This window comes from Blastococcus xanthinilyticus (assembly GCF_008124835.1).
Taxonomy (GTDB): domain Bacteria; phylum Actinomycetota; class Actinomycetes; order Mycobacteriales; family Geodermatophilaceae; genus Blastococcus; species Blastococcus xanthinilyticus.
In genome coordinates this window covers 134,972-156,635 of the sequence record NZ_VNHW01000009.1, presented here as the reverse complement: position 1 = coordinate 156,635, position 21,664 = coordinate 134,972, and the positions used below count along the sequence as shown (strand labels likewise).

Below are 21,664 nucleotides of genomic sequence, written 5' to 3'. Positions count from 1 at the left end.
CGCTCACCGTAGTGGCCGGTGCCACGCCGGCCGCCCGGTCCGCGTCAGCGGAGCCGGGTACTGAGCCGGACGGTCAGGCCGGGCCCCGCGGGGAGCAGATCGACGTGGTCCCACAGCTTCCGGGCCAGCCACAGCCCCATGCCGCCGCGGCTGAGGTCCTCGCCGTGGGCCGGGCGGAAGCCGGCGAACGGCTCGTCGAAGCCGCGGCCCCGGTCGGTGACGGTGCACACGACCCGCTCCGGGTCGGCCCACAGCCGGGCCGAGATGGGGGGCGCGCCGTGGCGGAAGGCGTTGGCCGCGATCTCGCTGACCGCGAACTGCAGATCGGCGGACTGGTTCTCGTCCGGCACGCAGGCGGCGAGGGCGGCCCGCAGGGCGTGCCGCAGGGCCACCAGGGACGGAGACGCGTCGACGGCGAACCGCGGAGCGCCGTCCTCGATCGCCTCGCGCGGCAGCGGCAGCGTGCGGACGAACTCGACGGGGTCCTGGTAGGCGGGGCTGGGGTACGACCGGCTCCCGGACTGCAGCTCGGGGTGCGTGGCGGCGGCACCGGCCACCACCTCGGCGGGCAGCACACGGCGGTCGAACAGGCACAGGGCGGCCACCGGCTGGGCGACGAGCAGGTCGTTGACGGCCGACTCGTAGCGGAGGCCCTCGCGCCAGTTCCGCGCCTCGGCCCCGAACTGCACCTGGCCGACGACCCGCAACGCGCCCGAGCCGGCTCCGCCCGCCCGTTCCACCAGCTCCCCGGTGGCGGTGATGGAGTCGGGGACGTTGGAGCCCAGCAGGCACAGCCGGGGGTCGGACTCCACCGCCCGGGCCCGCTCCCCGAGCGCCCCGCCGATCAGCTCGGCGGTCTCCGGCGGGCACGACAGGACGACGAGGTCACCACGGCGCAGGCCCTCCTCCGCGTAGGGGAGGACGCCGGCCAGCAGTTCGTCGTCGGAGCCGATCACCGCCGCCCGGTGGCTCCGGAGCCCGTCGGGGCAGGCCGAGCGGGAGCGGGCCGGAACCGACCCCTGCTCCACCACCCGAGCCATGAAGCCCCCTGCGCCTCTCCGGGCCGGAGCTCTCCCGGCCGACTGGTTGAACATTCTGCGACACCATCGGCAGCGTTCGCCCGTGCGGTCAGCGTGATCGGCGGCACGTCACCCCATGGGGCGGCGCAACGGATGTTTCACGTGCATCCTCCGCCTTCGGCGCGATTCCCGCCGCCGGGGGGCGGTTCCGGTGGACCGGGGACCGGTGGCGGCGGGGCTTCCCGCCACCGGGGCCTCACTGCTCGAAGGTGCCGGCCACCTTCTGCAGCTCCGCCGACATCCGCACCAGGTCGTCCGCGGCCGACTGCATGTCCGCGACGCCCGCCGAGGTCTCCTGCGCGCCGGTGGCCACCTCGGCCACCGTGCCCGCGATCGACCGGCCGCTCTGCGCGGCGTCGGCGATGGCCCGGCTCATCTCGTTGGTGGTGGCGGTCTGCTCCTCCACCGCCGAGGCGATCGTCGTCTGGTAGTCGTTGATCTCGGCGATGATCGTGGTGACCCCGCCGATCGCCTGCACCGCGCTGCCCGTGTCCGTCTGGATCGCCTCGACCCGGCGGGCGATGTCCTCGGTCGCCTTCGCCGTCTCCTGCGCCAGCTCCTTGACCTCGTTCGCGACGACGGCGAAGCCCTTGCCGGCCTCACCGGCCCGCGCGGCCTCGATCGTGGCGTTGAGCGCGAGCAGGTTGGTCTGCTCGGCGATGCTGGTGATCACCTTGACGACGTTGCCGATCTCCGCGCTGGACTCACCGAGCCGGCCGATGGTGACCGAGGTGGACTCCGCCGCCGTCACGGCGCTGCCCGCGATCCGGGCGGCCTCGGCCGCGTTGTGCGCGATCTCCCGGATGGAGGCGCCCATCTGCTCGGCGCCGGCCGCCACCGCCTCGATCCCGCTGCTGACCTCGCGGGCGGCGGTGGTGACGCTCTCGGCCTGGCCCTGCGAGCGCTCGGCCGTGCCGGCGATGCACTCGCTCGTCGACGACAGGGTGCGCGCGGCGTCCTCCAGCATCCGCGAGGCGTCCCCGACGTCGGCCACCACGCCCGACACCCGGCACAGCGTGGTGTTCACCGCGCCGGCGAGCTGGTCGAGCTCCGTACGGCCGGCGCCCTCGTCGAGCCGGCGCTGCAGGTCGCCGGTGCGCAGGACCTCGGTCATCTCGCGCAGCGGCCGGTTGATGCTGCGGGAGATCAGCAGCGAGAGCACGACGATGCCCAGGATGAGCGGTGCCGCCCACAGCGCCATCGTCACCAGCTCCGCCCGGAAGGCGCCGTCGAGGTCGGCGACGTACAGACCGGAGCCGACGACCCAGCCCCACGGCTCGTAGCCGGTCACGTAGGAGACCTTGGGCTGCGGCTCCTCCTCACCGGGCTTGGGCCAGAGGTAGTCGACGTAGCCGCTGCCCTGGGCCTCCACGGTCTCCACGAACTCGACGAAGAGCTTCTTGCCGTTGGGGTCCGCGTTGGCCGAGAGGTCCGTGCCGTCGAGCTCGGGCTTGATCGGGTGCATGACCATGGTCGGGGCCATGTCGTTGATCCAGAAGTACTCCTCGCCGGAGTACCGCATCTCCCGGATCGCGGCGGCGGCCGCCGCCTGCGCCGCCTCGCGGGTCATCGTCCCGGCGGACTCGAGCTCCCCGTAGTGGGCGATGACGCCCAGGGCGGACTCCACGGCCACCTTCGCCTGGCTGCGCTGCTCTTCCTCGATCGTGGAGCGCGCCTGCAGCGCACCCATCACGGCGATCGTCGCCATCCCGATCACCGCGGCGAGCACCAGCAGCAGCAGGCGCGTGCTCACCTTCGCGCGGCCCAGTCGCCCTGCCATGTGTCCTCCTCGTTCGGCATCCCGTCCCCCGAGTCCTCGACGGGAGGCCCGCACGATCAAGCCGAGCGGACACCCCGGTGCAGATCGTGACCTCGGCCACGTTCCCAGGGGTGGCGGTCAGCGGCGCGTGGAGACGGTGACGGTGAACTTCGGGTCCTGGCGGGCGAGCCTGGTGGGACCCACTACCCGGTTGAGCTGCGGTTTGTAGTGCAACGCCGAGTTGTAGACGGTCCACAGCTCACCGCCGGGACGCAGCACGCGGCGGGCCGCCGCGAAGAGCCGGTCGGCCGCCGTGGTCACGACCGCGGCGCCGACGTGGAACGGCGGATTGCAGACGACGAGATCGAGGCTCGCGCCGGGGAGGGAGTCCGCCGCGTCGTCCCGGACCACCCGGATCCGGTCGACGACACCGTTGGTCTCCGCCGTCGCCCGGGCCGAGGCCACCGCCGCCGCCGACTGGTCGGCGGCGACCACCTCCAGCGACGGGCGCGCCCGGGCCAGGAGGACGGCCAGCACGCCCGTGCCGCAGCCCAGGTCCAGCGCCGTGGCGGCGTCGGGGGCCATCTGGTCCAGGCTGCCCAGCAGGGCCCGGGTGCCGAGGTCGATCTTCGTCCCGGCGAACGCCGCGCCGTGCGCGCAGACGGTCAGACCGAGGTCGGGGTGCTCCTGGCGACGGGGGAACGACGACGATCCGGGCTTCGGCCCGCGCGCGACGAGCACCCGCGACTTCTGCCGGGCCAGCGTGGCCGAGACGTCGGCGAAGGAGTCGCCCAGCACGTCGTTCATCGTGTGCGTCATGTGCTTCACGCGGCCGCCGACGAGCACCGTGACGTCGGGGGCGGCCACGGCCGCCACCGACTCGGCGATCTCGCGCAGGCCGTCCAGCGACTTGGGGGCCTGCACCAGCACCACCCGCGCGCCCGCCGCGACCTCCGCCAGCGGCAGCGTGCGGTAGGTGCCGGTCAGGCCGGTGCGCTCGGCGTTGCGGGCCAGCGCCCGCTCGCCGACCAGCAGGTCCTGGGCCACCCGGACGTCGGAGGCCCCGTGCAGGGCCACCGCGCCGAGGGTGAGCGCGCCGAAGGCGTCGTCGACGACGGCGACCTCGCCGGGTCCGCAGAGGGCCAGGGAGGCGGCCGCCTCGTCCAGCAGCAGCCGGTCGGTCGCGTCGACGGCGACCAGCTCCGGCGCCTCGACGTCGGGGGCGCGCCCGAGCCGGGCGAAGAGCTCGTCGGCGGCCGTCACCGGGGGGTGGCGGTGATCAGGTCGACGACGACGCGGGCCAGCTCGGGGCCGACGTCCTCCTGCAGGAAGTGCCCGCCCCCGGGCAGGGTCGTGTGCGGCATGCCCTGCGCGCCCGGGACCAGCTTCTGGAAGACCCGCTCGCCGCCGCCGGTGATCGGGTCCCCGTCGGAGAACGCCGTCAGGAACGGCTTCTCCCAGCGGGACAGCTCCTGCCACGCCGCGCGGTTGGCGGCGGCGGCCGGGTCGTCGGGCGAGGTGGGGACCAGGGCGGGGAAGACCCGGGCGCCCGCGGTGTACCGGTCGTCGGGGAAGGGGGCGTCGTAGGCGGCGACCACCTCGGGGGCCAGCCCGCCGACCGTCCCGTTGCCGACGATCCGGCCGATCTGGAACTCCGGGCTCTCCTGCGAGAAGCGCTGCCAGGCCAGGAAGGCGTCGCTCATCTTCTGGTCGCCGGTGGGCAGCCCGGTGTTGGCGACGACGACCCGGGCGAACCGGTCCGCGTTCTCGGCGACCAGCCGCAGCCCGATCAGCCCACCCCAGTCCTGGCAGACGAGGGTGACGTCGCGCAGGTCCAGCCGGTCGAACAGCGCCTCCCGCATCCACCCGACGTGCCCGGCGTAGCTGTAGTCCTCCCGCGCGGCCGGCTTGTCGGAGCGGCCGAAGCCGACGAGGTCGGGAGCGACGACGCGCAGGCCGGCGTCGACCAGGACCGGGATCATCCGGCGGTACAGGAACGACCAGGACGGCTCGCCGTGCAGCAGCAGGACCGTCTCGCCGTCCTGCGGCCCCTCCTCGACGCAGGCCACCCGCAGACCCCCGGCGAGCTCGACGTACCGGGGCTCGTACGGGAAGTCGGGCAGGTCGACGAACCGCTCGTCGGGTGTCCGGAGGATCTCCATGGCCCCAGCAAACCAGCCGGGCGACGACGCACCAACCCGGCCGACGGCTGCGCTCGACGACGCGCCGCGGCACCGAGGTGGGCGGGCGTGACCGGCTCTTGTGCCGACCGGCCGGCCCGGCTAGCGTGGCTCTATAAGTTGCTACCTATGAAAGGACCGGTCATGACGACCATCGACCCCGTGACCACGGCGGGCCTGGTGACCCGCGAGGTGCGCACCGGCTCGCGCGACGGCGCGCCCACGCGGATCGCCGTCGCGCGCCGCACCTACCGCGGCGCCCGCACCGACCTGTGGAGCGCGCTCACCGACCCCGACCGCCTGCCGCGCTGGTTCCTCCCGGTGACCGGGGAGCTGCGCGAGGGCGGCCGCTACCAGACCCAGGGCAACGCCGGCGGCGTCGTCGAGCGCTGCACCGAGCCGGAGTCGTTCGCGGTGACCTGGGAGTTCGGGGACCAGGTGTCCTGGCTGGAGATCCGGCTGACCCCCGAGGGTGACGGCACCACCCTCGAGCTGGTGCACGAGGCCGTGGTCGACCCCGACTTCTGGGCGCAGTTCGGCCCGGGCGCGGTCGGCGTGGGGTGGGACCTCGCCCTCATGGGGCTCGGGCTGCACCTCGACAGCGGGGGGGCGGTGGACCCGGCGATCGCCGAGACGTTCGCGGTGAGCCCCGAGGGCGTGGAGTTCGTGCGCCACGCGGCCGCCGGGTGGGCCGACGCGGCGGTGGCCGACGGCGACGAGGCCGGCCCGGCGCGCGAGGCCGCCGCCCGCACGGTGTCCTTCTACACCGTGCCGCCCCAGGAGGCTCCGGCCGGCGGGTGAACGGCATCTTCGAAGCGCTCGGCGACCGCACCCGCCGGCAGGTCCTGGAGCTGCTGGCCGGCGGGGAGCAGCCGGCCGGCGCCCTCGTCACGGCCCTGCAGGCCGCGGCGCCGATCTCCCAGCCCGCCGTGTCGCAGCACCTGCGGGTGCTGCGGGAGGCGGGCCTGGTCGCGGTGCGCGCCGAGGGCACCCGCCGGCTCTACTCCCTCGACGAGGCGGGGCTGGCGGCCGCGCTGGCGTGGCTGACCCATCTCACCGACCCGCTGGCATCCTTCGCCCAGCCGCTCGACGCACTGGCCACCGAGGTGGCCCGCGGCGAGCGCGCGCGCCGCACCGCACCGGGCGCCGCGGAGCGCGACGGCCGCTCGGCCTGACCCCCGCGGCCGGCCACGACCGGCCGGGCGGCGCGGTCGTCCCGCCGCCCGGCAGGATGGGCGGCATGCCGATCCGGACCCGAGAGTGGCAGCTGGCGGCCCGCCCGCACGGCGAGCCGACCCCCGACGACTTCCGCCTGGTCGAGCTGGAGCGGCCCGACCCGGCCGACGGGCAGATCGTCGTCCGGATGCTCGTGATGAGCGTCGACCCGTACATGCGCGGGCGGATGAACGCCGGGAAGTCCTACGCCGCCCGCTGGGAGATCGGCGAGACGATGAAGGGCGGTGCGGTCGGCCGGGTGATCGCCTCCCGCTCCCCCGACGTGCCCGAAGGCGCGCTGGTGCTCGCCGACGCGGCCTGGCGCGACGTCGCCGTGCTCGACGCGGCGCACGTCCGCGTGCTGCCCGAGCTCCCCGGCATCCCCCCGAGCTACCACCTGGGCGTGCTCGGGATGCCGGGTCTCACCGCCTGGGTGGGGCTGTTCCGGCTGGCGGAGTTCCGGGCCGGCGACGCCGTCTTCGTCTCCGGCGCCGCGGGCGCCGTGGGCAGCCTGGTCGGGCAGTTCGCCCGGCTGAAGGGCGCCTCGGCGGTCGTCGGCAGCGCCGGGACGCCGGAGAAGGTGCGCTGGCTGACCGAGGAGGTCGGCTTCACCCGTGCGTTCGACTACCACGACGGCCCGGTCGCCGACCTGCTGACGGCCGCCGCGCCCGACGGGATCGACGTCTACTTCGACAACGTCGGCGGCGAGCACCTCGAGGCGGCCATCGGCGCGTTCAAGGAGTTCGGCCGGGCGGCGCTGTGCGGCGCGATCTCCGGGTACAACGCCACCGAGCCGGTCCCCGGCCCGCGCAACATGTTCCTGATGGTGAGCAAGAAGCTGAGCCTCCGCGGGTTCATCGTCGGCGACCACGCCGACCTGCGCGGGGAGTTCATCGAGCAGGTGCCCCCGCTGCTGACGTCCGGGCAGCTCGTCGTCCGGGAGACGGTGCGCGAGGGGCTCGACGACGCGGTGCCGGCGTTCCTCGACCTCCTCCGCGGCGGCAACACCGGGAAGATGGTCGTCCGCTTGGCGCAGGAGTGATCAGCGCGCACTGATGGCTGCTCCGAGCAGCGTTGCAGGCGCCGCCGGTGCGTGATGATCACGACCCAGCGGTTCCCGGCCGCGTTTCCCGGGCAGATGAGGCCGCATGTGGCTCTTCTTCACCCGCCGGCTGCGCATGTGGCTGATCCTGACCGTCGTCGTCCCCCTGGCCACCGGAGTGCTGCGCCGGCTGGGACGGGCGCTGGAGCGCCGCCGCGGGCCGTCGGCCGTCAGCGGCGCCCTGCTCAAGGCCGGCGACCTCGGCGACCGCGCCCGGGACACCCTGCGGGGTGGGCGGCGGGGGCGCCGCGGGTGACCGAGCCGGTCCTGGAGACCCGGCCCGCCGCCGGGACGCCGCGGGCGGTGGCGCTGTTCTGCCACGGCGGGACGGTGGCCAGCCTCGATCCGCCCAAGGAGCGGGCCCTGTCGCTGGTGCGGATGCGGGCCATCGAGACGTTCGTGTCCACCTCGGCCGCCGACCGCGGCCTCACCACCTGCCTGCTCCGCTACCGGGTGGCCGGGTGGAACGGCGCGGCCGCGGACGCCTACGCCGACGTCCGCTGGGCCCTGGACCGGATCCGGGCCGAGCACGGCGAGCTGCCGGTCGTGCTGGTCGGGCACTCCATGGGCGGCCGGGCGGTGCTGCGCGCGGGCGGGCACGACGGCGTCGCGGCGGTGTGCGCGCTGGCCCCCTGGACACCGCCGGGGGAGCCGGTGGACCACCTGCGCGGGCGCACTGTCGCGATCCTGCACGGCAGCGGCGACCGGTGGGTGCCCGCGCAGCTGTCCGCGGACTACGCCGTCCGGGCGCAGCGGGCCGGTGCGCGGGTGGCCCGCTTCACCATCGCCGGCGGGCACGGGATGCTCCGCTCGGCCCACCGGTGGCACACCTTCGTGCGCGACGTCGTGCTGGCCGGTGCCGGCCTGGCCCCGGTGCGGCCCGACCTCGCCGCGGCGCTGGACCGGCCGGCGCCGGAGGGGCTGAGCGTCCCCCTCTGAGGCTCAGCCGAGCCGCGGCACCGGGTCGTCGGCGAGCCGGGCCCAGAGCAGCTCGTCGTGCTTGACCCCGTCGCCGTAGCGGTGCGACCGGCGCAACCGCCCCTCAAACGTGAAGCCCGCCTTCTCCGCGACCCGCCCCGAGGCGGTGTTCTCGACCGCGTGGAAGAGCTGGATGCGGTCGACCGCGAGCGCACCGAACACCCAGCGGCAGGCGGCGTCCACCGCCCGCGGGGCCAGGCCGCGCCCCCGGGCGCCGGAGGCGGTCCAGTAGCCCACCTCCGCGGTCCCCCGCTGCGGATCGATCGAGTACACGCTCACCGAGCCGAGCAGCGCCGCCGTCGCGCCGTCCACCACGGCCCAGGACGCGCGGTCGTCCCCGTTCCGCATCCGGTCGATCCGCGCGACGGCGTCGTCCCGGCTGCGGAGGTCGCTACCGCCGGCCCACAGGAGCGAGGCCGGGTCCTGCGTCTGGCCGGCGAGGACGGCGTCGGCGTCCTCGTCCCCCCAGGGCCGCAGCAGCAGGGGCGCCGCGTCCAGCTCCGGCGTCTCCATCCCGGCATCGTGCCCGACCGGTCACTTCCCGGCGGACCCCGGCGCCGTCATGGGCTTGTGGGTCTTGCCGGCGATGGCGTCGGGCATGAGCGCCGAGAGCCGGCCCATGAGCTTGCTGGTGACCGAGCCGGCGAAGACCGAGGTCTCGCCCTTCATCAGGCCCTCGAAGCCCTGCTTCGCCACCTGCGCGGGGTCGTCCTTGCTGTCGCTCGCGCCGAGCTTGGTGTCGGTGGCGTCGGCGCGGTCGAAGAACTCGGTGTCGGTGGGGCCGGGCAGCAGCGCGGTCACCGTGACGCCGGTGCCGGCCAGCTCCTCCCGGATGCCGAGGGCGAGGAACTGGACGAACGCCTTCGTCGCGGAGTAGACGGCCTGGAACGGCTCGGGCGCCTGCGAGGCCACCGACGAGGTGAACAGGATCCGTCCCTCCCCCTGGGCCACCATGTCCTGCACCACGCGCTTGGCCAGGTGCAGCGTCGAGACGCAGTTGAGCTCCACCATGCCGATCTCGGCCTCGAGGTCGGTCTCGGCGAACCGGCCGGCGACCCCGACGCCCGCGTTCAGCGCGGCCGCGGCCAGCGGCCGGCCGGAGCCCCGCACGGCGGCGACGAGCTTCTCCACGTCCTCGCGGCGGGTCAGGTCGGCCCGCACCGGCGAGACGGCGGCGCCGGCGGCCCGCAGCTGCGCGGTCGCCGTCTCCAGCTCGGCGTCCTCCGCGGCGACGACGAGGTCGAAGCCGTGCTCAGCGAACTGCTTGGCCAGCTCGAACCCGATGCCGCTGGAGGCACCGGTGACGAGGGCGAGCGGGCGGGGCGCGGATTCGGACACGAGACCTCCAGGGGCAGGGGTGGCGGACGGACCGGTCCGTGCCCAGAACGCGCCCGTCTCACCCCTCCCGGCACGGGTGCCCGATCGCGGCCCGCTGGGTAGGGCGGTGGCATGGGTGCTCCGCGGGACGTTCCGGCGCCGGACGTCCCCGGGGCGGTGACCGTCGCCCTCCCCCCGGCGCTGCGCTTCCTGCTCCCTCCGCGGGACCGGGCCGACGGGATGCGGCGTCTCCGGTTCGACCCGGACGCCACGCTCGGCCACCTGGTGCGGGCGGCCGGCGTGCCGCCGACCGAGATCGGGGCGGTACGGCTGGACGGACAGCCGGCGCCCCTGACCGCCCGCGCACGACCCGGCAGCACGGTGGCGCTCGAGGAGGTGGCCCGGCCGGAGCCCGCCCCGGACGGCGGGTACCTGCTGGACGTCGGCCTGGGCACGCTGGCCCGCCGGTTGCGGCTGCTCGGGCTGGACGCGGCCTGGTCGAACCGGGCGGAGGACGCCGACCTGGTCACCCGGGCCGACGAGGAGGACCGGGTGCTGCTCACCCAGGACCGGGGCCTGCTCATGCGCCGGGCCCTGGCCCGCGGCGCGCTGGTCCGCGGTGCGGGGACCGACGACCAGCTCACCGACGTCCTCGACCGGTTCGCTCCCGAGCTCGCGCCGCTGACCCGGTGCCCGGCCTGCGGTGGCGTCGTGCGGCCGGTGCCGACAGCGGAGGTGGCCCCGTTGCTCGAGCCGGGCACCCTCCGCAGCCACGCCGAGTTCTCCCGGTGCGTCTCCTGCGGCCAGGTGTACTGGCGCGGCGCGCACGCCGGCCGCATCGACGCCCTGGTGGCCGCCGCGCGGTCGGCTGCAGGAAGGCGAGGCTGACCTTGGCCCCCGCGGGCCACGGGTCGGCCCCGGCGTGACACCCCGGGCGGGCAGGACAGGAGCGACCGCCCACCGAGAACCGCCTGCGAGGCCCACGTGTACCTGTCGAAGACCGAGGCCGCCGTCCTGCCGACGACGCTCCGCTCCCCCGCGCAGCGCCCCGTGCGCCCGGCCCCGGGCCGCCGCCGGCTGTGGTCGATGCTCGGTCCGGCCTTCGTCGCCGCCGTCGCCTACGTCGACCCCGGCAACTTCGCGACCAACTTCTCCGGCGGCGCCGCCTTCGGCTACACGCTGCTCTGGGTCATCGTCGCGGCGAACCTCATGGCGATGCTGATCCAGTCGCTGACCGCCAAGCTCGGGCTGGCCACCGGGCGCGACCTGGCCACGCTCTGCCGCGAGACCATGCCCAAGCCGGTCACCCGGGCGCTGTGGCTGCAGGCCGAGGCGGTGGCGATCGCCACCGACCTGGCCGAGATCGTCGGCGGCGCGGTGGCGCTGTACCTGCTGTTCGGGGTGCCGCTGCCGATCGGCGGCGTCATCACCGCCGTCGTCGCGTTCATCCTGCTCGCCGCGCAGTCCCGCGGGTACCGCCCGTTCGAGCGGGTCATCGCCGGCCTGCTGCTGGTCATCGGGATCGGGTTCGGCTACACGCTGCTCGGCGCCGGCGTCGACCCGGGCGGGCTCGCCGACGGCATGGTGCCCTCCTTCGAGGGCGCCGAGAGCATCGTGCTGGCCACCGGGATCCTGGGCGCCACGGTGATGCCGCACGTGATCTACGTGCACTCGGCCCTCACCCCCGGCCGCTACGGCGACTCCGTCACCGCGGGCCGCACCCGGGAGGGCCGGGGCCGGCTGCTGCGGGCGCAGCGCATCGACATCGTGGTGGCCATGGGCCTGGCCGGGCTGGTCAACGCCGCGATGCTGGTCATCGCCGCGCAGCTGTTCACCAGCGACAGCGGCGTCGACAGCCTCGAGGGCGTGCACGCCGGGCTCGGCGACCAGCTGGGCACCGGCGCGGCCCTCGCCTTCGCCCTCGCCCTGCTGGCCTCCGGCTTCGCCTCCTCCTCGGTGGGCACGCACGCCGGGCAGGTCGTCATGGCCGGGTTCCTCAAGCGGCACATCCCGGTGCTCACCCGCCGGCTGATCACCCTGGCCCCGGCCCTGGCCGTGCTGGTGCTGGGCGGGGACCCGACGACCGCCCTGGTCTGGTCGCAGGTCGTGCTCTCCTTCGGCATCCCGTTCGCCCTCGTGCCGCTGCTGTGGCTGACCAGCCGTCGCGACCTGATGGGCGGCTGGGTGAACCGCCGCACCACCACCGTCGCCGGCTGCCTGGTCGCCGTCCTGATCATCGGGCTCAACGCCCACCTGCTGATCGGCCTGGCCTTCGGCTGATCCGGCCGGGTCGGCGCCGGTGCGTCAGGCGTTCAGCCAGGCGGCGTCGAAGAAGCCGACCTCGAGCTCCATCGCCCGGCGGTAGGCGGCCCGCAGCGCCGGGGTGTCGTCCGCGACGTCGTCCAGCAGCCGTTCCAGGGTGGCGGCGAGCTCCTCGAACCCGGGGTCGGCGTAGGTGCGCACCCACTCCTCGTAGGGGCCGACCGCCCGGCCGGCCAGCGACTGCCCGAGGTGGGCGTAGAGCCGCATGCACGGCGTCATCGCGGCACAGGTGAGCGCCGCCCCGCCGAGGGACGCCGTCGCCAGCAGGAAGTCCGTGTACGCCGACGTGGCAGGCCAGGGCTCGACGGCGGCCAGGTCGATCCCCCACCGGTCCGCGTACCCGGCGTGCAGGCGCAACTCCTCCCGCACGCCGGCGAGCAGGTCGGCGAAGGCGTCCAGGGACGTCCGGTCGGCGCTGTGCGCCACCCCCAGTGCGTAGGCCCGGGCGAAGGACTCGAGGAAGAACGCGTCCTGGGCCACGTATCCGGCGAACCGCTCCCGCGGCAGCGTGCCGTCGGCGATGCCCTGCACGAAGGGGTGCTCCAGCGCCGCGGTCGCGAGACCGGTCTCGGCAGTCCAGAGATCGTGGGACAGGGTCACCCCGCCGTCACCGCCATGTCCCAGAACCCGATCTCCGCGCTGACGACCTCGCGGAAGACGGCGTCGTCGCCCCCACCGGAGGCGTCGGCCGCCGCGGCCAGGCTCCGCACGTAGCTGCCGAAGTCCGGACCGGTCCAGTGCTCGACGAACTCGCGATAGGCCGGTGCGCCCGGGAGTGCCGCCGACCACGCGTCGAGGTAGGTGCGCTCGATCGTCCACACGGCGGTCAGCGCGGCCTGGACGTCGGCGCCGTCGAGCCGCTCCAGCAGCTCCGCGTAGGCGGTGGTGGCCGGGAGCGCCGGCGCGGAGAGATCCAGCCCCCGGCCGACGGCCTGCTCCTCGAACCAGTCCAGTTCCTGGACCAGTGCCAGCGCGCCGCGGGCCAGCACCTCCTGCGCCCGCCGGGGCGCCCGGGGGATCAGGCGCGCCTGGAAGCGCAGCAGGTCGGCGACGAAGCGGGCGTCCTGCACCAGCCAGGTGTCGAACGCCGACGGCGCGATCGTGCCGTCCCGCACGGCGGCGAGGAAGGGGTGCCGCGTGGCCCGTTCCCAGGCCCGTGCATGGCGGACGGGCAGCTCGGCGACCCACATGGGCGCCGACTGTAGGAGACGGCCTAGGGTGGCAGCGTCACGGCCCCGACCGTGATGCGGGAGCTCGGATCGACCGGGCTGAGAGGGCGGCTGACGCGCCGCCGACCGCTCGAACCTGACCGGGTAATGCCGGCGTAGGGAGCGACCATGCGCTCGACCGACCCCGTGCACTCCGCGACCGCCGTCGACGGCGACGCGCCGATCACCCTCGCCGGGCCCCCGCCGCGGACGCTCGGCCTGCGCGAGACCTTCGGCCTCTGGGCCAGCCTGGGCGTCAGCCTGCTGCTGCCGGTGGCGGCCACCTTCGTCGTCCTCGCCGACCGGCCGCTGTGGCACACGATCGGCGCCATCGTCGTCGGCGCCGTCATCGGCTCGGTGCTGCTCGGGCTGGGTGCCGCCGCCGGTGCCCGCGAGGGCGTGCCGGCGATGGTGCTGCTCCGCGGCCTGCTGGGCCGGCGGACCTCCTTCCTGCCCACCGGTTTCAACCTCGTCCAGTGCGTCGGCTGGGCCGCCTTCGAGATCCTGATCATCGCCGAGGCCGCCGCCCGCGCCCTCGACGCACCGCGCTGGCCGTTCGCGCTCGCCGCCGGGGCCTTCGCCACCCTCATGGCGCTGCGCCCGCTCGGTGTCGTGCGGGTGCTCGCGCGCTACGCCGTCTGGGCGGCGCTCGCCGCCATCGGCTACCTCTTCGTCCAGGTGCTGTCCGAGCCGCTCCCCCCGGTCACCGAGGGCGGCGCGACGTCCTTCTGGACGGCGGCCGACATCGTCATCGCGCTGCCGATCTCGTGGTTCCCGCTGGCGGCCGACTACACCCGGCACGTCCGACGCGGGCGGACCGCCTTCGTCGGGACGGCGTCCGGCTACGGCCTGGCGACCGTGGCCATGTTCAGCCTCGGGGTGATCGCACTGGCCGCCTACGGCCGCGGCGGCCTCGACGTCATCGATGCCATGCTCGCCGTCCCGCTCGGGCTGGTCGCCGTCCTGGTGCTGCTCGTGGTGGAGGTCGACGAGGCGTTCGCCAACGTCTACTCGACCGCGGTCTCGGCGCAGAACGTGGTCGCCCGGCTCGACCGCCGCGTGCTGGCCCTGGGCGTCGGCGTGGTGGCCACGACCCTGGCCCTCGCCTTCGATCTCGCCGCCTACGAGCCGTTCCTCTTCCTGATCGGTGCGGTGTTCGTCCCGCTCATCGGGGTCTTCCTCATCGCTTACCACCTGCTGCCGCGGGGAGCGTGGGACGTGTCCGACACCGCGCGTGCCCGCCCGGCGCTGTTGCTGCCCTGGGCGGCCGGCTTCGTGGCCTACCAGCTGACGCTGCCCACCTTCTTCGCCGGGCCGGGTGCGGCCTGGACGACGTGGTGGACCGAGCGGCAGGCCGACCTGGGCATCGACCCGGCCAACGGGTGGTCGGCCTCGCTGGTCAGCCTCGCGGTGGCCGCGGTCCTCACCCTGGTGGTCACCGCGCCCGGCGTCGTCCGGCACCGCCGCGGAGCGGCCGCGTGACCCGCCGGCTGGGCGGCCTGCACGTCCTGACCGACGCCCGCGGCGGCCGCGCGGCCCTCGTGGCGGTGGCCGCCGCGGTCGCCGCCGGCGCCCCGGTCGTCCAGGTACGGGCGAAGGACTGCACCGACCGGGTGCTGTACGACTTCGCCACCGAGGTGCTGGCGCTCTGCGCCCCCGCCGGCGTCACCTGCCTGGTCAACGACCGGGTGGACGTCGCGCTCGCCGTCGGCGCCGCGGGCACCCACCTGGGCGCCACCGACCTGCCGGTCGCGGCGGCCCGCCGGGTCGCCGGTCCGGGGCACCTGATCGGCGGCACGGCGCGCGATCCGGAGCGGGCTCGGCAGCTCGTGGCCGAGGGCGCGGACTACCTGGGCGTGGGCCCGTCGTGGCCGACGACGACGAAGGCCGGGCTGCCCGACGCCCTGGGCCCGGAGGGCATCCGCGCCGTCGCGGAGGCCGTGGACGTCCCGGTGATCGCCATCGGCGGGGTCACCGCCGAGCGGGTCGCCGACCTGGTCGTCGCCGGCGCGGCCGGCGTGGCGGTGGTGGGCGCGGTCTCCGCCGCGCCGGATCCGGGCGCCGCGACCACGGAACTGCTCCGTGCGCTCGCCATGGCCGGCGCGCGGACCGGGCCGCCGGGCTCCGGCCCGTGACCGCCGTGGCGGTCGCCGGCGGCGGCCTGATCGGCCTGTCGGTGGCCTGGCGGGCAGCGCAGCGGGGGCTGACCGTCACCGTCGTCGACGACGCCCCGGGCACCGGCGCCTCCCACGCCGCCGCCGGCATGCTGGCACCGGTCACCGAGGCCGGCTACGGCGAGGAGGCCCTGCTGCAGCTGTGCCTGGCCTCGCTGGAGCGCTGGCCCGCCTTCGCCGCCGACGTGGAGGCCGCCGGCGGCGTTCCGGTCGGGCTGCGCACCGCCGGCACGCTGGTGGTCGGCTTCGACGACGACGACATGCGCGCCCTCGACGCACTGCACGCCTTCCAGCGCGAACTGGGCCTGGCCGCGGACAGGCTGACGCCCCGGGCCACCCGCCGCCGGGAACCATCGCTCACTCCGCGGGTGCGGGGTGGCCTGCTGGTGCCCGGGGACCAATCCGTCGACGGGCGGTCACTGCACGCCGGCCTGCTGGCCGCGGCTCGCGCGGCGGGGGTGCGGCTGGTGGAGCGGCGCGTCGCCGGCGTGCACGTGGAGGGTGGCCGGGCCGCCGGCCTGCTGCTTCCGTCGGGGGAGGTGCTGGCGGCCGACGCGGTGGTCCTCGCGCTCGGCGCCCACAGCGCCGGCCTGCCCGGTGTCCCACCGCTGCCGGTACGCCCGGTCAAGGGTCAGATCCTCCGGCTGGCGGGAGCGGCCGACCTGCTCCGGGGCACCGTGCGCGCCCTCGTCCGCGGACGGCAGGTCTACCTCGTCCCCTACGCCGGCGACCGGTTGGTCGTCGGAGCGACGGTCGAGGACCGGGGCTTCGATGCCACGGTCACCGCCGGCGGCGTCCACGAGCTGCTGCACGACGCCATCGACGTCGTGCCGGAGGTGGGCGAGCTGGAACTGGTCGAGACGCTGGCCCGCTGGCGGCCCGGCACCGCGGACAACGCGCCGCTGCTCGGGCCCTCGGGGCTGCCCGGGCTGGCGCTGGCCACCGGCCACCACCGGAACGGCGTGCTGCTCGCCCCGGTGACCGGCGAGATCCTCGCGGACTACCTGTCCCGCGGTCAGCTGCCGGAGCTCGCCGCCCCGTTCACCGCCGACCGCTTTCCGACCGACCACCCACCCACCGATCCGTCCGGGAGCCGATGACCATGCAGGTGACCGTCAACGGCACCACCGCCGACGTCGCCGACGACACGACCGTGGCCGACGTCGTCGCCGAGCGCAGCGGCGGGCACGACCGCGTCGCGGTCGCCCTCAACGGCGACGTCGTCCCGCGCAGCGGCTGGGCACAGGCCCGGCTCTCGCCCGGCGACGCCCTCGAGGTGCTCGCCCCGACCGCAGGAGGATGACCGTGCCGAGTACCGAGCCGACCCCGCGCACGTCCGACCTGGCCCCCGCCCTGGCCCGGGAGGAGGCCACCGACCCCTTCGAGCTGGCCGGGGAGACGTTCACCTCGCGACTGCTGCTCGGGACCGGTGGTGCGCCCAGCCTGGAGAGCCTGGAACGGGCGATCCGGGCGTCGGGCACCCAGCTGGTCACCGTGGCGCTGCGCCGGGTGGAGGCCTCCTCCAGCGGAGCGATGTCCGAGGTGCTCGACCGCTGCGGGGTGCGGCTACTGCCCAACACCGCCGGCTGCCACACGGCGCGCGAGGCGGTGCTGACCGCCCGGCTCGCCCGGGAGGCCTTCGGCACGGACTGGGTGAAGCTCGAGGTCATCGGGGACGAGCACACCCTGCTGCCCGACGGCGTGGAACTGCTCGACGCCGCCGAGCAACTCGTCGCCGACGGCTTCCGTGTGCTCGCCTACACCTCCGACGACCCGATCCTCGGGCGCCGGCTGGCCGATGCGGGCTGCGCCGCCGTCATGCCGCTGGGCTCCCCCATCGGCAGCGGGCTCGGAATCCGCAACCCGCACAACATCGCGCTACTGCGCGATGCCGTGTCCGTACCCGTCCTGCTGGACGCAGGGATCGGCACCGCGTCGGACGCGGCGCTGGCCATGGAGCTCGGGTGCGACGGCGTGCTGCTGGCCTCCGCGGTGACCCGTGCCCGGGATCCCGAGCGGATGGCGCTGGCCATGCGGCAGGCCGTCGAGGCCGGGCGGCTGGCCGCCGGGGCCGGGCGCATCCCCCGCCGCTGGCACGCCGAGGCCTCGACCCCGATGCAGGGGCTCCCCGACCTGTGACCCGCCCCGGGCCGGGGCCGCTCCCCCGGCTGCTGGTGCTGACCGACCGCACGCAGTGCCGCGGGGACCTCGCCGACACGGTGGGCACGGCCGTGGCGGCCGGGGCGCGCGCGGTCGTCCTGCGGGAGAAGGACCTGCCGCTGCCCGAGCGGTCCGCGATCGCCACCGACCTGCGGGCCGTGCTCGCGCCGGTGGGCGGGGTTCTGGTGTGGGCCGGGGCGCGCGGCAGTGAGGGCACCCCCGCCGTGCACCTGGCGGCGGACGACCCCTTTCCCGACATCCGCCCGGCCGTGGTCGGTCGGTCCTGCCATTCCGCGGCCGAGGTCGCGCGGGCCGCGGAGGAGGGCTGCGACCACGTCTTCGTCTCGCCGGTCTTCCTGACCGCGTCCAAACCCGGCTACGGCCCCGCACTGGGGCCGGCGGGGCTCGCCGCCCTGGTCCCCGGCGCCCCACCGGTCTACGCGCTCGGCGGCGTCGGGCCGGACGACGTGCCGGACTGCCTGAGGGCCGGGGCCCGGGGCGTGGCCGTGATGGGCCCGGTCATGCGCGAGCCCGACGCGGTCCGCGCCTACCTGGCGGCGCTCAGGACGGGCGCTGCGTGAACGGTCACCCCCTCCGCCGGCGCAGGCGGAACGGTCGTAGGCTCGGCCACGACAACCGAACACGCAGCAGGGGAGCGCTTCGGCGCTGAGAGTGCGGATCATCCCGCAGACCCTCGAACCTGATCCGGGTCATGCCGGCGCAGGGAGCCTGGAGGAAGAGACATGGCCCGACCGGCCGTCCATCCGTCGTCCGCCGGAACCACCGAGCAGCAGCCCGGTCCCGTCCGCTGGCGCACCGTCGACATCATCGTCACCGCCGTCCTGGGCGTCGCCTTCGGCGCCGTCTTCTGGGCGTGGAACCTGTTCAGCGAGGTGGCGAGCACCCCGCTGGACTTCTTCCCGCCGATCAAGGGGCTGCTCAACGGCGTGTACCTGATGCCCGGGGTGGTCGCCGGGCTGCTGGTGCGCAAGCCGGGAGCGGCCACGTTCGCCTCGACCATCGCCGCGGCGGTGAGCCTGCTGCTCGGATCGCCCTACGGCCTGATCATCGTCTGGTACGGCCTGGTGCAGGGGCTCGGCGCGGAGCTCGGGTTCCTGCTCACCCGCTACCGCAGCTTCGGCTGGGGCACCGCGATCCTGGCCGCGATCACCGCCGGGTTGTCGACGTCGATCCTCGACCTGAGCCTCTACTACCCGGTGTCCGCCGACTACCCGTTCTGGGTGTTCACGCTGCCCTACGTCGTCGCCACGGTGCTCTCCAGCGTGCTGCTCGCCGGGGTCGTCGGCCTGCTGCTCGTGCGCGCGCTGGCCCGCACCGGAGCGCTCAGCGCGTTCGCCGCGGGCCGCACCCGCGTCTGACCCGGCGCGAGGTGCTCAGGAGAGGTTCTCCGGAGAGTCGGGCTCTGCCCACAGGGGGGAGCAGAGCCCGACCTTCGGGGAAGGGGAGCCCGTCCCGGGTCGTGGCCCGTGGCCTCGGGATCCGGCACGCCTCGCGGCGGGCGTGGGCGCTGGCCGGCGTGGACCTGGTGGTCGAGCCGGGTGAGCGGGTGCTGCTCACCGGCGCCTCGGGCGCGGGCAAGTCGACGCTGCTGGCCGCGCTGGCGGGGATCCTCGACCCGGAGTCGGCCGAGCAGACCGGCGAGCTCACCGTCGACGGCATTCCGCCCGCCGCCGCGCGGGGGCGCCTGGGGATGCTGGCCCAGGACCCGGACAGCCAGCTGGTCATGACCCGGGCCGGAGACGACGTCGCCTTCGGCCTGGAGAACGCCGGCCTGCCCGCCGAGGAGATCTGGCCGCGGGTGGACGAGGCGCTGCGGGCGGTCGGCTTCGGCTACGGCCGGGACCGGCCGACGCAGGCGCTCTCCGGCGGGGAGAAGCAGCGGCTGGTGCTCGCCGGCGCCCTCGCCCGACGGCCGGGGCTGCTGCTCCTCGACGAGCCGACCGCCCAGCTCGACCCCGACGGGGCGGCCCTCGTCCGGTCGGCGGTGGCCCGGGCCACCGCCGACCGGCGGACCACCGTCCTCGTCGTCGACCACGACGCCGGACCATGGCTGCCGCTGGTCGACCGGGTGGTCGAGCTCGGCCCCGACGGCCTCGTCGAGCAGCCGGCCGGATGGCGCCCGCCGTCCCGGGCGGCGGGGCTCGAGCTGCCCCCGGCGGCCGGGGGGCCGGTCCTGCTCACCGCCGAGGCGGCCGGCTTCACCTACCGCGGCGCCCCGGAGCCGGCGCTGCGGCCGGTGGACGCCACCGTGCGCGGCGGCACCGCCCTGGCCGTCACCGGCGGCAACGGGCGGGGCAAGTCGACCCTCGCCCTGCTGCTCGCCGGCCTGCGGGCGCCGACCACCGGCCAGGTGGTCGCGGCGGCGGAGCTGGCCGCCGGGGTGCGGGGTGGCGGGCGGGCACCGGTCCGCTGGCGGGCCGGCGAGCTGGTCACCCGCATCGGCACCGTCTTCCAGCACCCCGAGCAGCAGTTCCTCACCGGCCGGCTGCGGGACGAGCTGGCCCTCGGGCCGCTGCGCTCCGGCTCCGGCGCAGCTGCCGCGCGGGCGACCGCCGAGGAGCTGCTCGAGCGGCTGGGGCTCACCCCGTTCGCCGAGGCCAACCCCTACACCCTGTCCGGTGGGCAGCAGCGCCGGCTCTCGGTGGCGACCGTGCTGGCCACCTCGCCACGGGTGCTGGTGCTCGACGAGCCCACCTTCGGCCAGGACGCCGCCACCTGGCGGGAGGTGGTGACGCTGCTGGCCGAGCAGCGGGCCCGCGGGTGCGCGGTCGTGGCGGTCACCCACGACGCCGACCTGGTCGGCGCCCTGGCCGACGCCGAGCTCGCGCTGTGAGGGCGGGATGAGCGTCCCGCTGTCCCTCGGCCCGGTCGCCGACGTGCCGCTGTCCCGGATCAACCCGGTGGCGCAGCTGACCGCCATCGGCATCGTCACGCTGGTGCTGCTCACCAGCCTCGACGTCGTCACCCCGGCCGTCGTCCTCGCCGCCGAGCTGTGCCTGCTGCCCGCCGCCGGCCTGACCGATCTCCGGGAGCTGTGGCGCCGCACCTGGCCGCTGCTGCTGGGGGCCGCCTCGGTCGGGGTGGTCAACGTGCTGCTCGCGCGGGACGCCGATCCGCTCACCGGCGTGGGGCTGGCGCTGCGGGTGATCGCGCTCGCCCTGCCCGGGGTGCTGCTGGTCGCCGCCACCGATCCGGTGCGGCTGGCCGACGCGCTGACCATCCACTGGCGGGTGTCCACCCGCTTCGCCTACGGAGCCCTGGCCGCGCTCCGGCTGGCCCCGCTCCTGGTGGCCGAGTTCGAGGCGGTCCGCCTGGCCCGCCGGACCCGCGGGGTGGAGGCCGGGCGCAACCCGGTGGCCCGCGTGCGGTTGCTGGCGGGGGTGGCGTTCACGCTGCTGGTCGGCGCCGTCCGCCGTGGTTCCCGGCTCGCCACCGCCATGGACGCCCGCGGTTTCGACTCCGGCGTCCCGCGCTCCAACGCGCGGGGGTCGCGGCTGCGCCGGCGCGATGCGTGGTTCGTCGTCGTCACAGCAGCGGTCTGCGCGCTCGCGGTGGGCCTGAGCGTGGTCAGCGGAGCGTGGTCGCCAGTCTTCGTGGGGTGACGCAGAGTGATCTGCGCTACATCATGTTTGGCGGCTCCCTCCACGGCCGATACGAGGTTGTTCGGCCTGCACGCGATCCGCCGGCCGTTGGACCGAGGAGGGGCACCCGCGTGACTGGGCAGGCGGCCGGCAGCATCTGGCCGTCGGCATCCCCGCCCGCGGCGGAGGTCCTGCTCTCCTGGCGCCTGGCCGACGTCGCGGAGCTGCCCGCCGTGCGCGCGCAGGTGCGGGCCGAGCTCACCGGCACCGCCACCGCCGACCTCCTCGACCGGCTCGTGCTGGCGCTGGACGAGATGGCATCCAACGCGCTGCGGCACGGCGGCGGGCGGGTGCGCGCGGCGCTCCGCGGCACCGGCTCGGCCTACCTCATCGACGTCTCCGACGACGCCGCGCACACGCCCCCGGCGCCGGCGGTCGGTCGCGACCCGAGCCTCGGCGGGCTCGGCCTGTACCTGATCGCGGAGCTCGCCGCGCAGCACGGCTGGTACGTCGACGGCGGGGCCAAGCACGTCTGGGCGCTGCTCCCCCGCTGAATCCCGGCCCCCGC

General features: G+C 75.6%; 25 protein-coding genes and 2 riboswitches. Of the genes, 17 read left to right on the top strand and 8 right to left on the bottom strand.

Annotated elements, in window-relative coordinates; translation table 11 throughout:
• Positions 1–44: 44 nt before the first annotated feature.
• The 4 genes from BD833_RS14850 to BD833_RS14835 form a co-directional block, all read right to left on the bottom strand.
• Complete coding sequence (locus tag BD833_RS14850; RefSeq protein ID WP_166533912.1) at positions 45–1,040, bottom strand: sensor histidine kinase; 996 nt, start codon at positions 1,038–1,040, stop codon at positions 45–47.
• A 235-nt stretch (positions 1,041–1,275) separates the two neighbouring features.
• Entirely contained in the window at positions 1,276–2,859 is a 1,584-nt protein-coding gene (locus BD833_RS14845) for a methyl-accepting chemotaxis protein (RefSeq protein ID WP_166533911.1), read from the bottom strand.
• Positions 2,860–2,976: 117 nt separating this feature from the next.
• Positions 2,977–4,101: a class I SAM-dependent methyltransferase gene (locus BD833_RS14840; protein WP_166533910.1), complete on the bottom strand. Its 1,125-nt coding sequence runs from the start codon at positions 4,099–4,101 to the stop codon at positions 2,977–2,979.
• Positions 4,098–5,000: a haloalkane dehalogenase gene (locus tag BD833_RS14835; protein WP_166533909.1), complete on the bottom strand. Its 903-nt coding sequence runs from the start codon at positions 4,998–5,000 to the stop codon at positions 4,098–4,100. Before BD833_RS14835 ends, BD833_RS14840 begins: the two co-directional genes overlap by 4 nt.
• 162 nt (positions 5,001–5,162) lie before the next feature.
• On the opposite strand from BD833_RS14835, the gene BD833_RS14830 reads away from it, so the two are divergent.
• The 5 genes from BD833_RS14830 (at position 5,163) to BD833_RS14810 (ending at position 8,274) form a co-directional block, all read left to right on the top strand.
• The gene (locus tag BD833_RS14830) at positions 5,163–5,819 is read left to right on the top strand and encodes an SRPBCC family protein (RefSeq protein WP_166533908.1); all 657 of its coding nucleotides are present in this window, start codon (positions 5,163–5,165) and stop codon (positions 5,817–5,819) included.
• Positions 5,816–6,193, top strand: coding sequence for an ArsR/SmtB family transcription factor (locus BD833_RS14825; protein WP_166533907.1), 378 nt, complete (start codon positions 5,816–5,818; stop codon positions 6,191–6,193). Before BD833_RS14830 ends, BD833_RS14825 begins: the two co-directional genes overlap by 4 nt.
• A gap of 65 nt (positions 6,194–6,258) precedes the next feature.
• Entirely contained in the window at positions 6,259–7,275 is a 1,017-nt protein-coding gene (locus BD833_RS14820) for an NADP-dependent oxidoreductase (RefSeq protein WP_208092679.1), read from the top strand.
• Between the two features lie 106 nt (positions 7,276–7,381).
• On the top strand, positions 7,382–7,591 hold the full coding sequence (locus tag BD833_RS14815) for a hypothetical protein (protein ID WP_166533906.1): 210 nt from the start codon (positions 7,382–7,384) through the stop codon (positions 7,589–7,591).
• Positions 7,588–8,274 (top strand): alpha/beta hydrolase, encoded by a 687-nt coding sequence (locus BD833_RS14810; protein WP_166533905.1) that lies wholly within the window; start codon positions 7,588–7,590, stop codon positions 8,272–8,274. The genes BD833_RS14815 and BD833_RS14810 overlap by 4 nt, the downstream gene beginning before the upstream one ends.
• A 3-nt stretch (positions 8,275–8,277) precedes the next feature.
• Here the strand turns inward: BD833_RS14810 and BD833_RS14805 are convergent, their stop codons facing one another.
• On the bottom strand, positions 8,278–8,826 hold the full coding sequence (locus tag BD833_RS14805) for a GNAT family N-acetyltransferase (RefSeq protein ID WP_166533904.1): 549 nt from the start codon (positions 8,824–8,826) through the stop codon (positions 8,278–8,280).
• 21 nt (positions 8,827–8,847) lie between these two features.
• Positions 8,848–9,651, bottom strand: a complete 804-nt coding sequence (locus BD833_RS14800; RefSeq protein WP_166533903.1) for an SDR family NAD(P)-dependent oxidoreductase — start codon at positions 9,649–9,651, stop codon at positions 8,848–8,850.
• A 111-nt stretch (positions 9,652–9,762) separates the two neighbouring features.
• Between BD833_RS14800 and BD833_RS14795 the strand changes: the two genes are divergently transcribed.
• Positions 9,763–10,518, top strand: coding sequence for a Mut7-C RNAse domain-containing protein (locus BD833_RS14795; protein WP_166533902.1), 756 nt, complete (start codon positions 9,763–9,765; stop codon positions 10,516–10,518).
• A gap of 96 nt (positions 10,519–10,614) precedes the next feature.
• On the top strand, positions 10,615–11,910 hold the full coding sequence (locus BD833_RS14790) for an Nramp family divalent metal transporter (protein ID WP_208092678.1): 1,296 nt from the start codon (positions 10,615–10,617) through the stop codon (positions 11,908–11,910).
• Between the two features lie 24 nt (positions 11,911–11,934).
• On the opposite strand, the gene BD833_RS14785 is transcribed toward BD833_RS14790, so the two are convergent.
• Positions 11,935–12,552, bottom strand: coding sequence for a TenA family protein (locus tag BD833_RS14785; RefSeq protein ID WP_166533901.1), 618 nt, complete (start codon positions 12,550–12,552; stop codon positions 11,935–11,937).
• Positions 12,549–13,142: a TenA family protein gene (locus BD833_RS14780; RefSeq protein ID WP_166533900.1), complete on the bottom strand. Its 594-nt coding sequence runs from the start codon at positions 13,140–13,142 to the stop codon at positions 12,549–12,551. Before BD833_RS14780 ends, BD833_RS14785 begins: the two co-directional genes overlap by 4 nt.
• A gap of 46 nt (positions 13,143–13,188) precedes the next feature.
• Positions 13,189–13,300, top strand: a riboswitch (TPP riboswitch).
• Between BD833_RS14780 and BD833_RS14775 the strand changes: the two genes are divergently transcribed.
• From BD833_RS14775 to BD833_RS14730, 10 genes are all read left to right on the top strand, one after another.
• On the top strand, positions 13,290–14,642 hold the full coding sequence (locus tag BD833_RS14775; protein ID WP_166533899.1) for a purine-cytosine permease family protein: 1,353 nt from the start codon (positions 13,290–13,292) through the stop codon (positions 14,640–14,642). (Overlaps the previous riboswitch by 11 nt.)
• Positions 14,639–15,295 (top strand): thiamine phosphate synthase, encoded by a 657-nt coding sequence (thiE, locus tag BD833_RS14770; protein WP_166533898.1) that lies wholly within the window; start codon positions 14,639–14,641, stop codon positions 15,293–15,295. Before BD833_RS14775 ends, thiE begins: the two co-directional genes overlap by 4 nt.
• Positions 15,292–16,434 (top strand): glycine oxidase ThiO, encoded by a 1,143-nt coding sequence (gene thiO, locus BD833_RS14765; protein WP_166533897.1) that lies wholly within the window; start codon positions 15,292–15,294, stop codon positions 16,432–16,434. Before thiE ends, thiO begins: the two co-directional genes overlap by 4 nt.
• Positions 16,431–16,637, top strand: coding sequence for a sulfur carrier protein ThiS (gene thiS / locus BD833_RS14760; protein ID WP_243737683.1), 207 nt, complete (start codon positions 16,431–16,433; stop codon positions 16,635–16,637). Before thiO ends, thiS begins: the two co-directional genes overlap by 4 nt.
• A 2-nt stretch (positions 16,638–16,639) precedes the next feature.
• Positions 16,640–17,473, top strand: a complete 834-nt coding sequence (locus tag BD833_RS14755; protein ID WP_481748698.1) for a thiazole synthase — start codon at positions 16,640–16,642, stop codon at positions 17,471–17,473.
• The gene (locus tag BD833_RS14750) at positions 17,470–18,075 is read left to right on the top strand and encodes a thiamine phosphate synthase (RefSeq protein WP_208092677.1); all 606 of its coding nucleotides are present in this window, start codon (positions 17,470–17,472) and stop codon (positions 18,073–18,075) included. Before BD833_RS14755 ends, BD833_RS14750 begins: the two co-directional genes overlap by 4 nt.
• A gap of 58 nt (positions 18,076–18,133) precedes the next feature.
• Positions 18,134–18,239: riboswitch (TPP riboswitch) on the top strand.
• Positions 18,238–18,873, top strand: a complete 636-nt coding sequence (locus BD833_RS14745; protein ID WP_166533895.1) for an ECF transporter S component — start codon at positions 18,238–18,240, stop codon at positions 18,871–18,873. Its footprint overlaps the riboswitch before it by 2 nt.
• Positions 18,874–18,974: 101 nt before the next feature.
• Positions 18,975–20,348, top strand: a complete 1,374-nt coding sequence (locus tag BD833_RS14740) for an ABC transporter ATP-binding protein (protein WP_243737682.1) — start codon at positions 18,975–18,977, stop codon at positions 20,346–20,348.
• 7 nt (positions 20,349–20,355) lie between these two features.
• The gene (locus BD833_RS14735) at positions 20,356–21,117 is read left to right on the top strand and encodes an energy-coupling factor transporter transmembrane component T family protein (RefSeq protein ID WP_166533894.1); all 762 of its coding nucleotides are present in this window, start codon (positions 20,356–20,358) and stop codon (positions 21,115–21,117) included.
• A 110-nt stretch (positions 21,118–21,227) separates the two neighbouring features.
• On the top strand, positions 21,228–21,650 hold the full coding sequence (locus BD833_RS14730) for an ATP-binding protein (protein WP_166533893.1): 423 nt from the start codon (positions 21,228–21,230) through the stop codon (positions 21,648–21,650).
• Positions 21,651–21,664 lie beyond the last annotated feature (14 nt).

Bases quoted from the DNA above. Each gene is read 5' to 3' on its own strand.
- BD833_RS14780 (WP_166533900.1), bottom strand. From the start codon at position 13,142: ATGTGGGTCGCCGAGCTGCCCGTCCGCCATGCACGGGCCTGGGAACGG.
- BD833_RS14795 (WP_166533902.1), top strand. From the start codon at position 9,763: ATGGGTGCTCCGCGGGACGTTCCGGCGCCGGACGTCCCCGGGGCGGTG.
- BD833_RS14830 (WP_166533908.1), top strand. From the start codon at position 5,163: ATGACGACCATCGACCCCGTGACCACGGCGGGCCTGGTGACCCGCGAG.
- BD833_RS14820 (WP_208092679.1), top strand. From the start codon at position 6,259: ATGCCGATCCGGACCCGAGAGTGGCAGCTGGCGGCCCGCCCGCACGGC.
- BD833_RS14805 (WP_166533904.1), bottom strand. From the start codon at position 8,826: ATGGAGACGCCGGAGCTGGACGCGGCGCCCCTGCTGCTGCGGCCCTGG.
- thiS (WP_243737683.1), top strand. From the start codon at position 16,431: ATGACCATGCAGGTGACCGTCAACGGCACCACCGCCGACGTCGCCGAC.
- BD833_RS14835 (WP_166533909.1), bottom strand. From the start codon at position 5,000: ATGGAGATCCTCCGGACACCCGACGAGCGGTTCGTCGACCTGCCCGAC.
- BD833_RS14735 (WP_166533894.1), top strand. From the start codon at position 20,356: ATGAGCGTCCCGCTGTCCCTCGGCCCGGTCGCCGACGTGCCGCTGTCC.
- BD833_RS14775 (WP_166533899.1), top strand. From the start codon at position 13,290: ATGCGCTCGACCGACCCCGTGCACTCCGCGACCGCCGTCGACGGCGAC.
- BD833_RS14850 (WP_166533912.1), bottom strand. From the start codon at position 1,040: ATGGCTCGGGTGGTGGAGCAGGGGTCGGTTCCGGCCCGCTCCCGCTCG.
- BD833_RS14745 (WP_166533895.1), top strand. From the start codon at position 18,238: ATGGCCCGACCGGCCGTCCATCCGTCGTCCGCCGGAACCACCGAGCAG.
- BD833_RS14845 (WP_166533911.1), bottom strand. From the start codon at position 2,859: ATGGCAGGGCGACTGGGCCGCGCGAAGGTGAGCACGCGCCTGCTGCTG.
- BD833_RS14815 (WP_166533906.1), top strand. From the start codon at position 7,382: ATGTGGCTCTTCTTCACCCGCCGGCTGCGCATGTGGCTGATCCTGACC.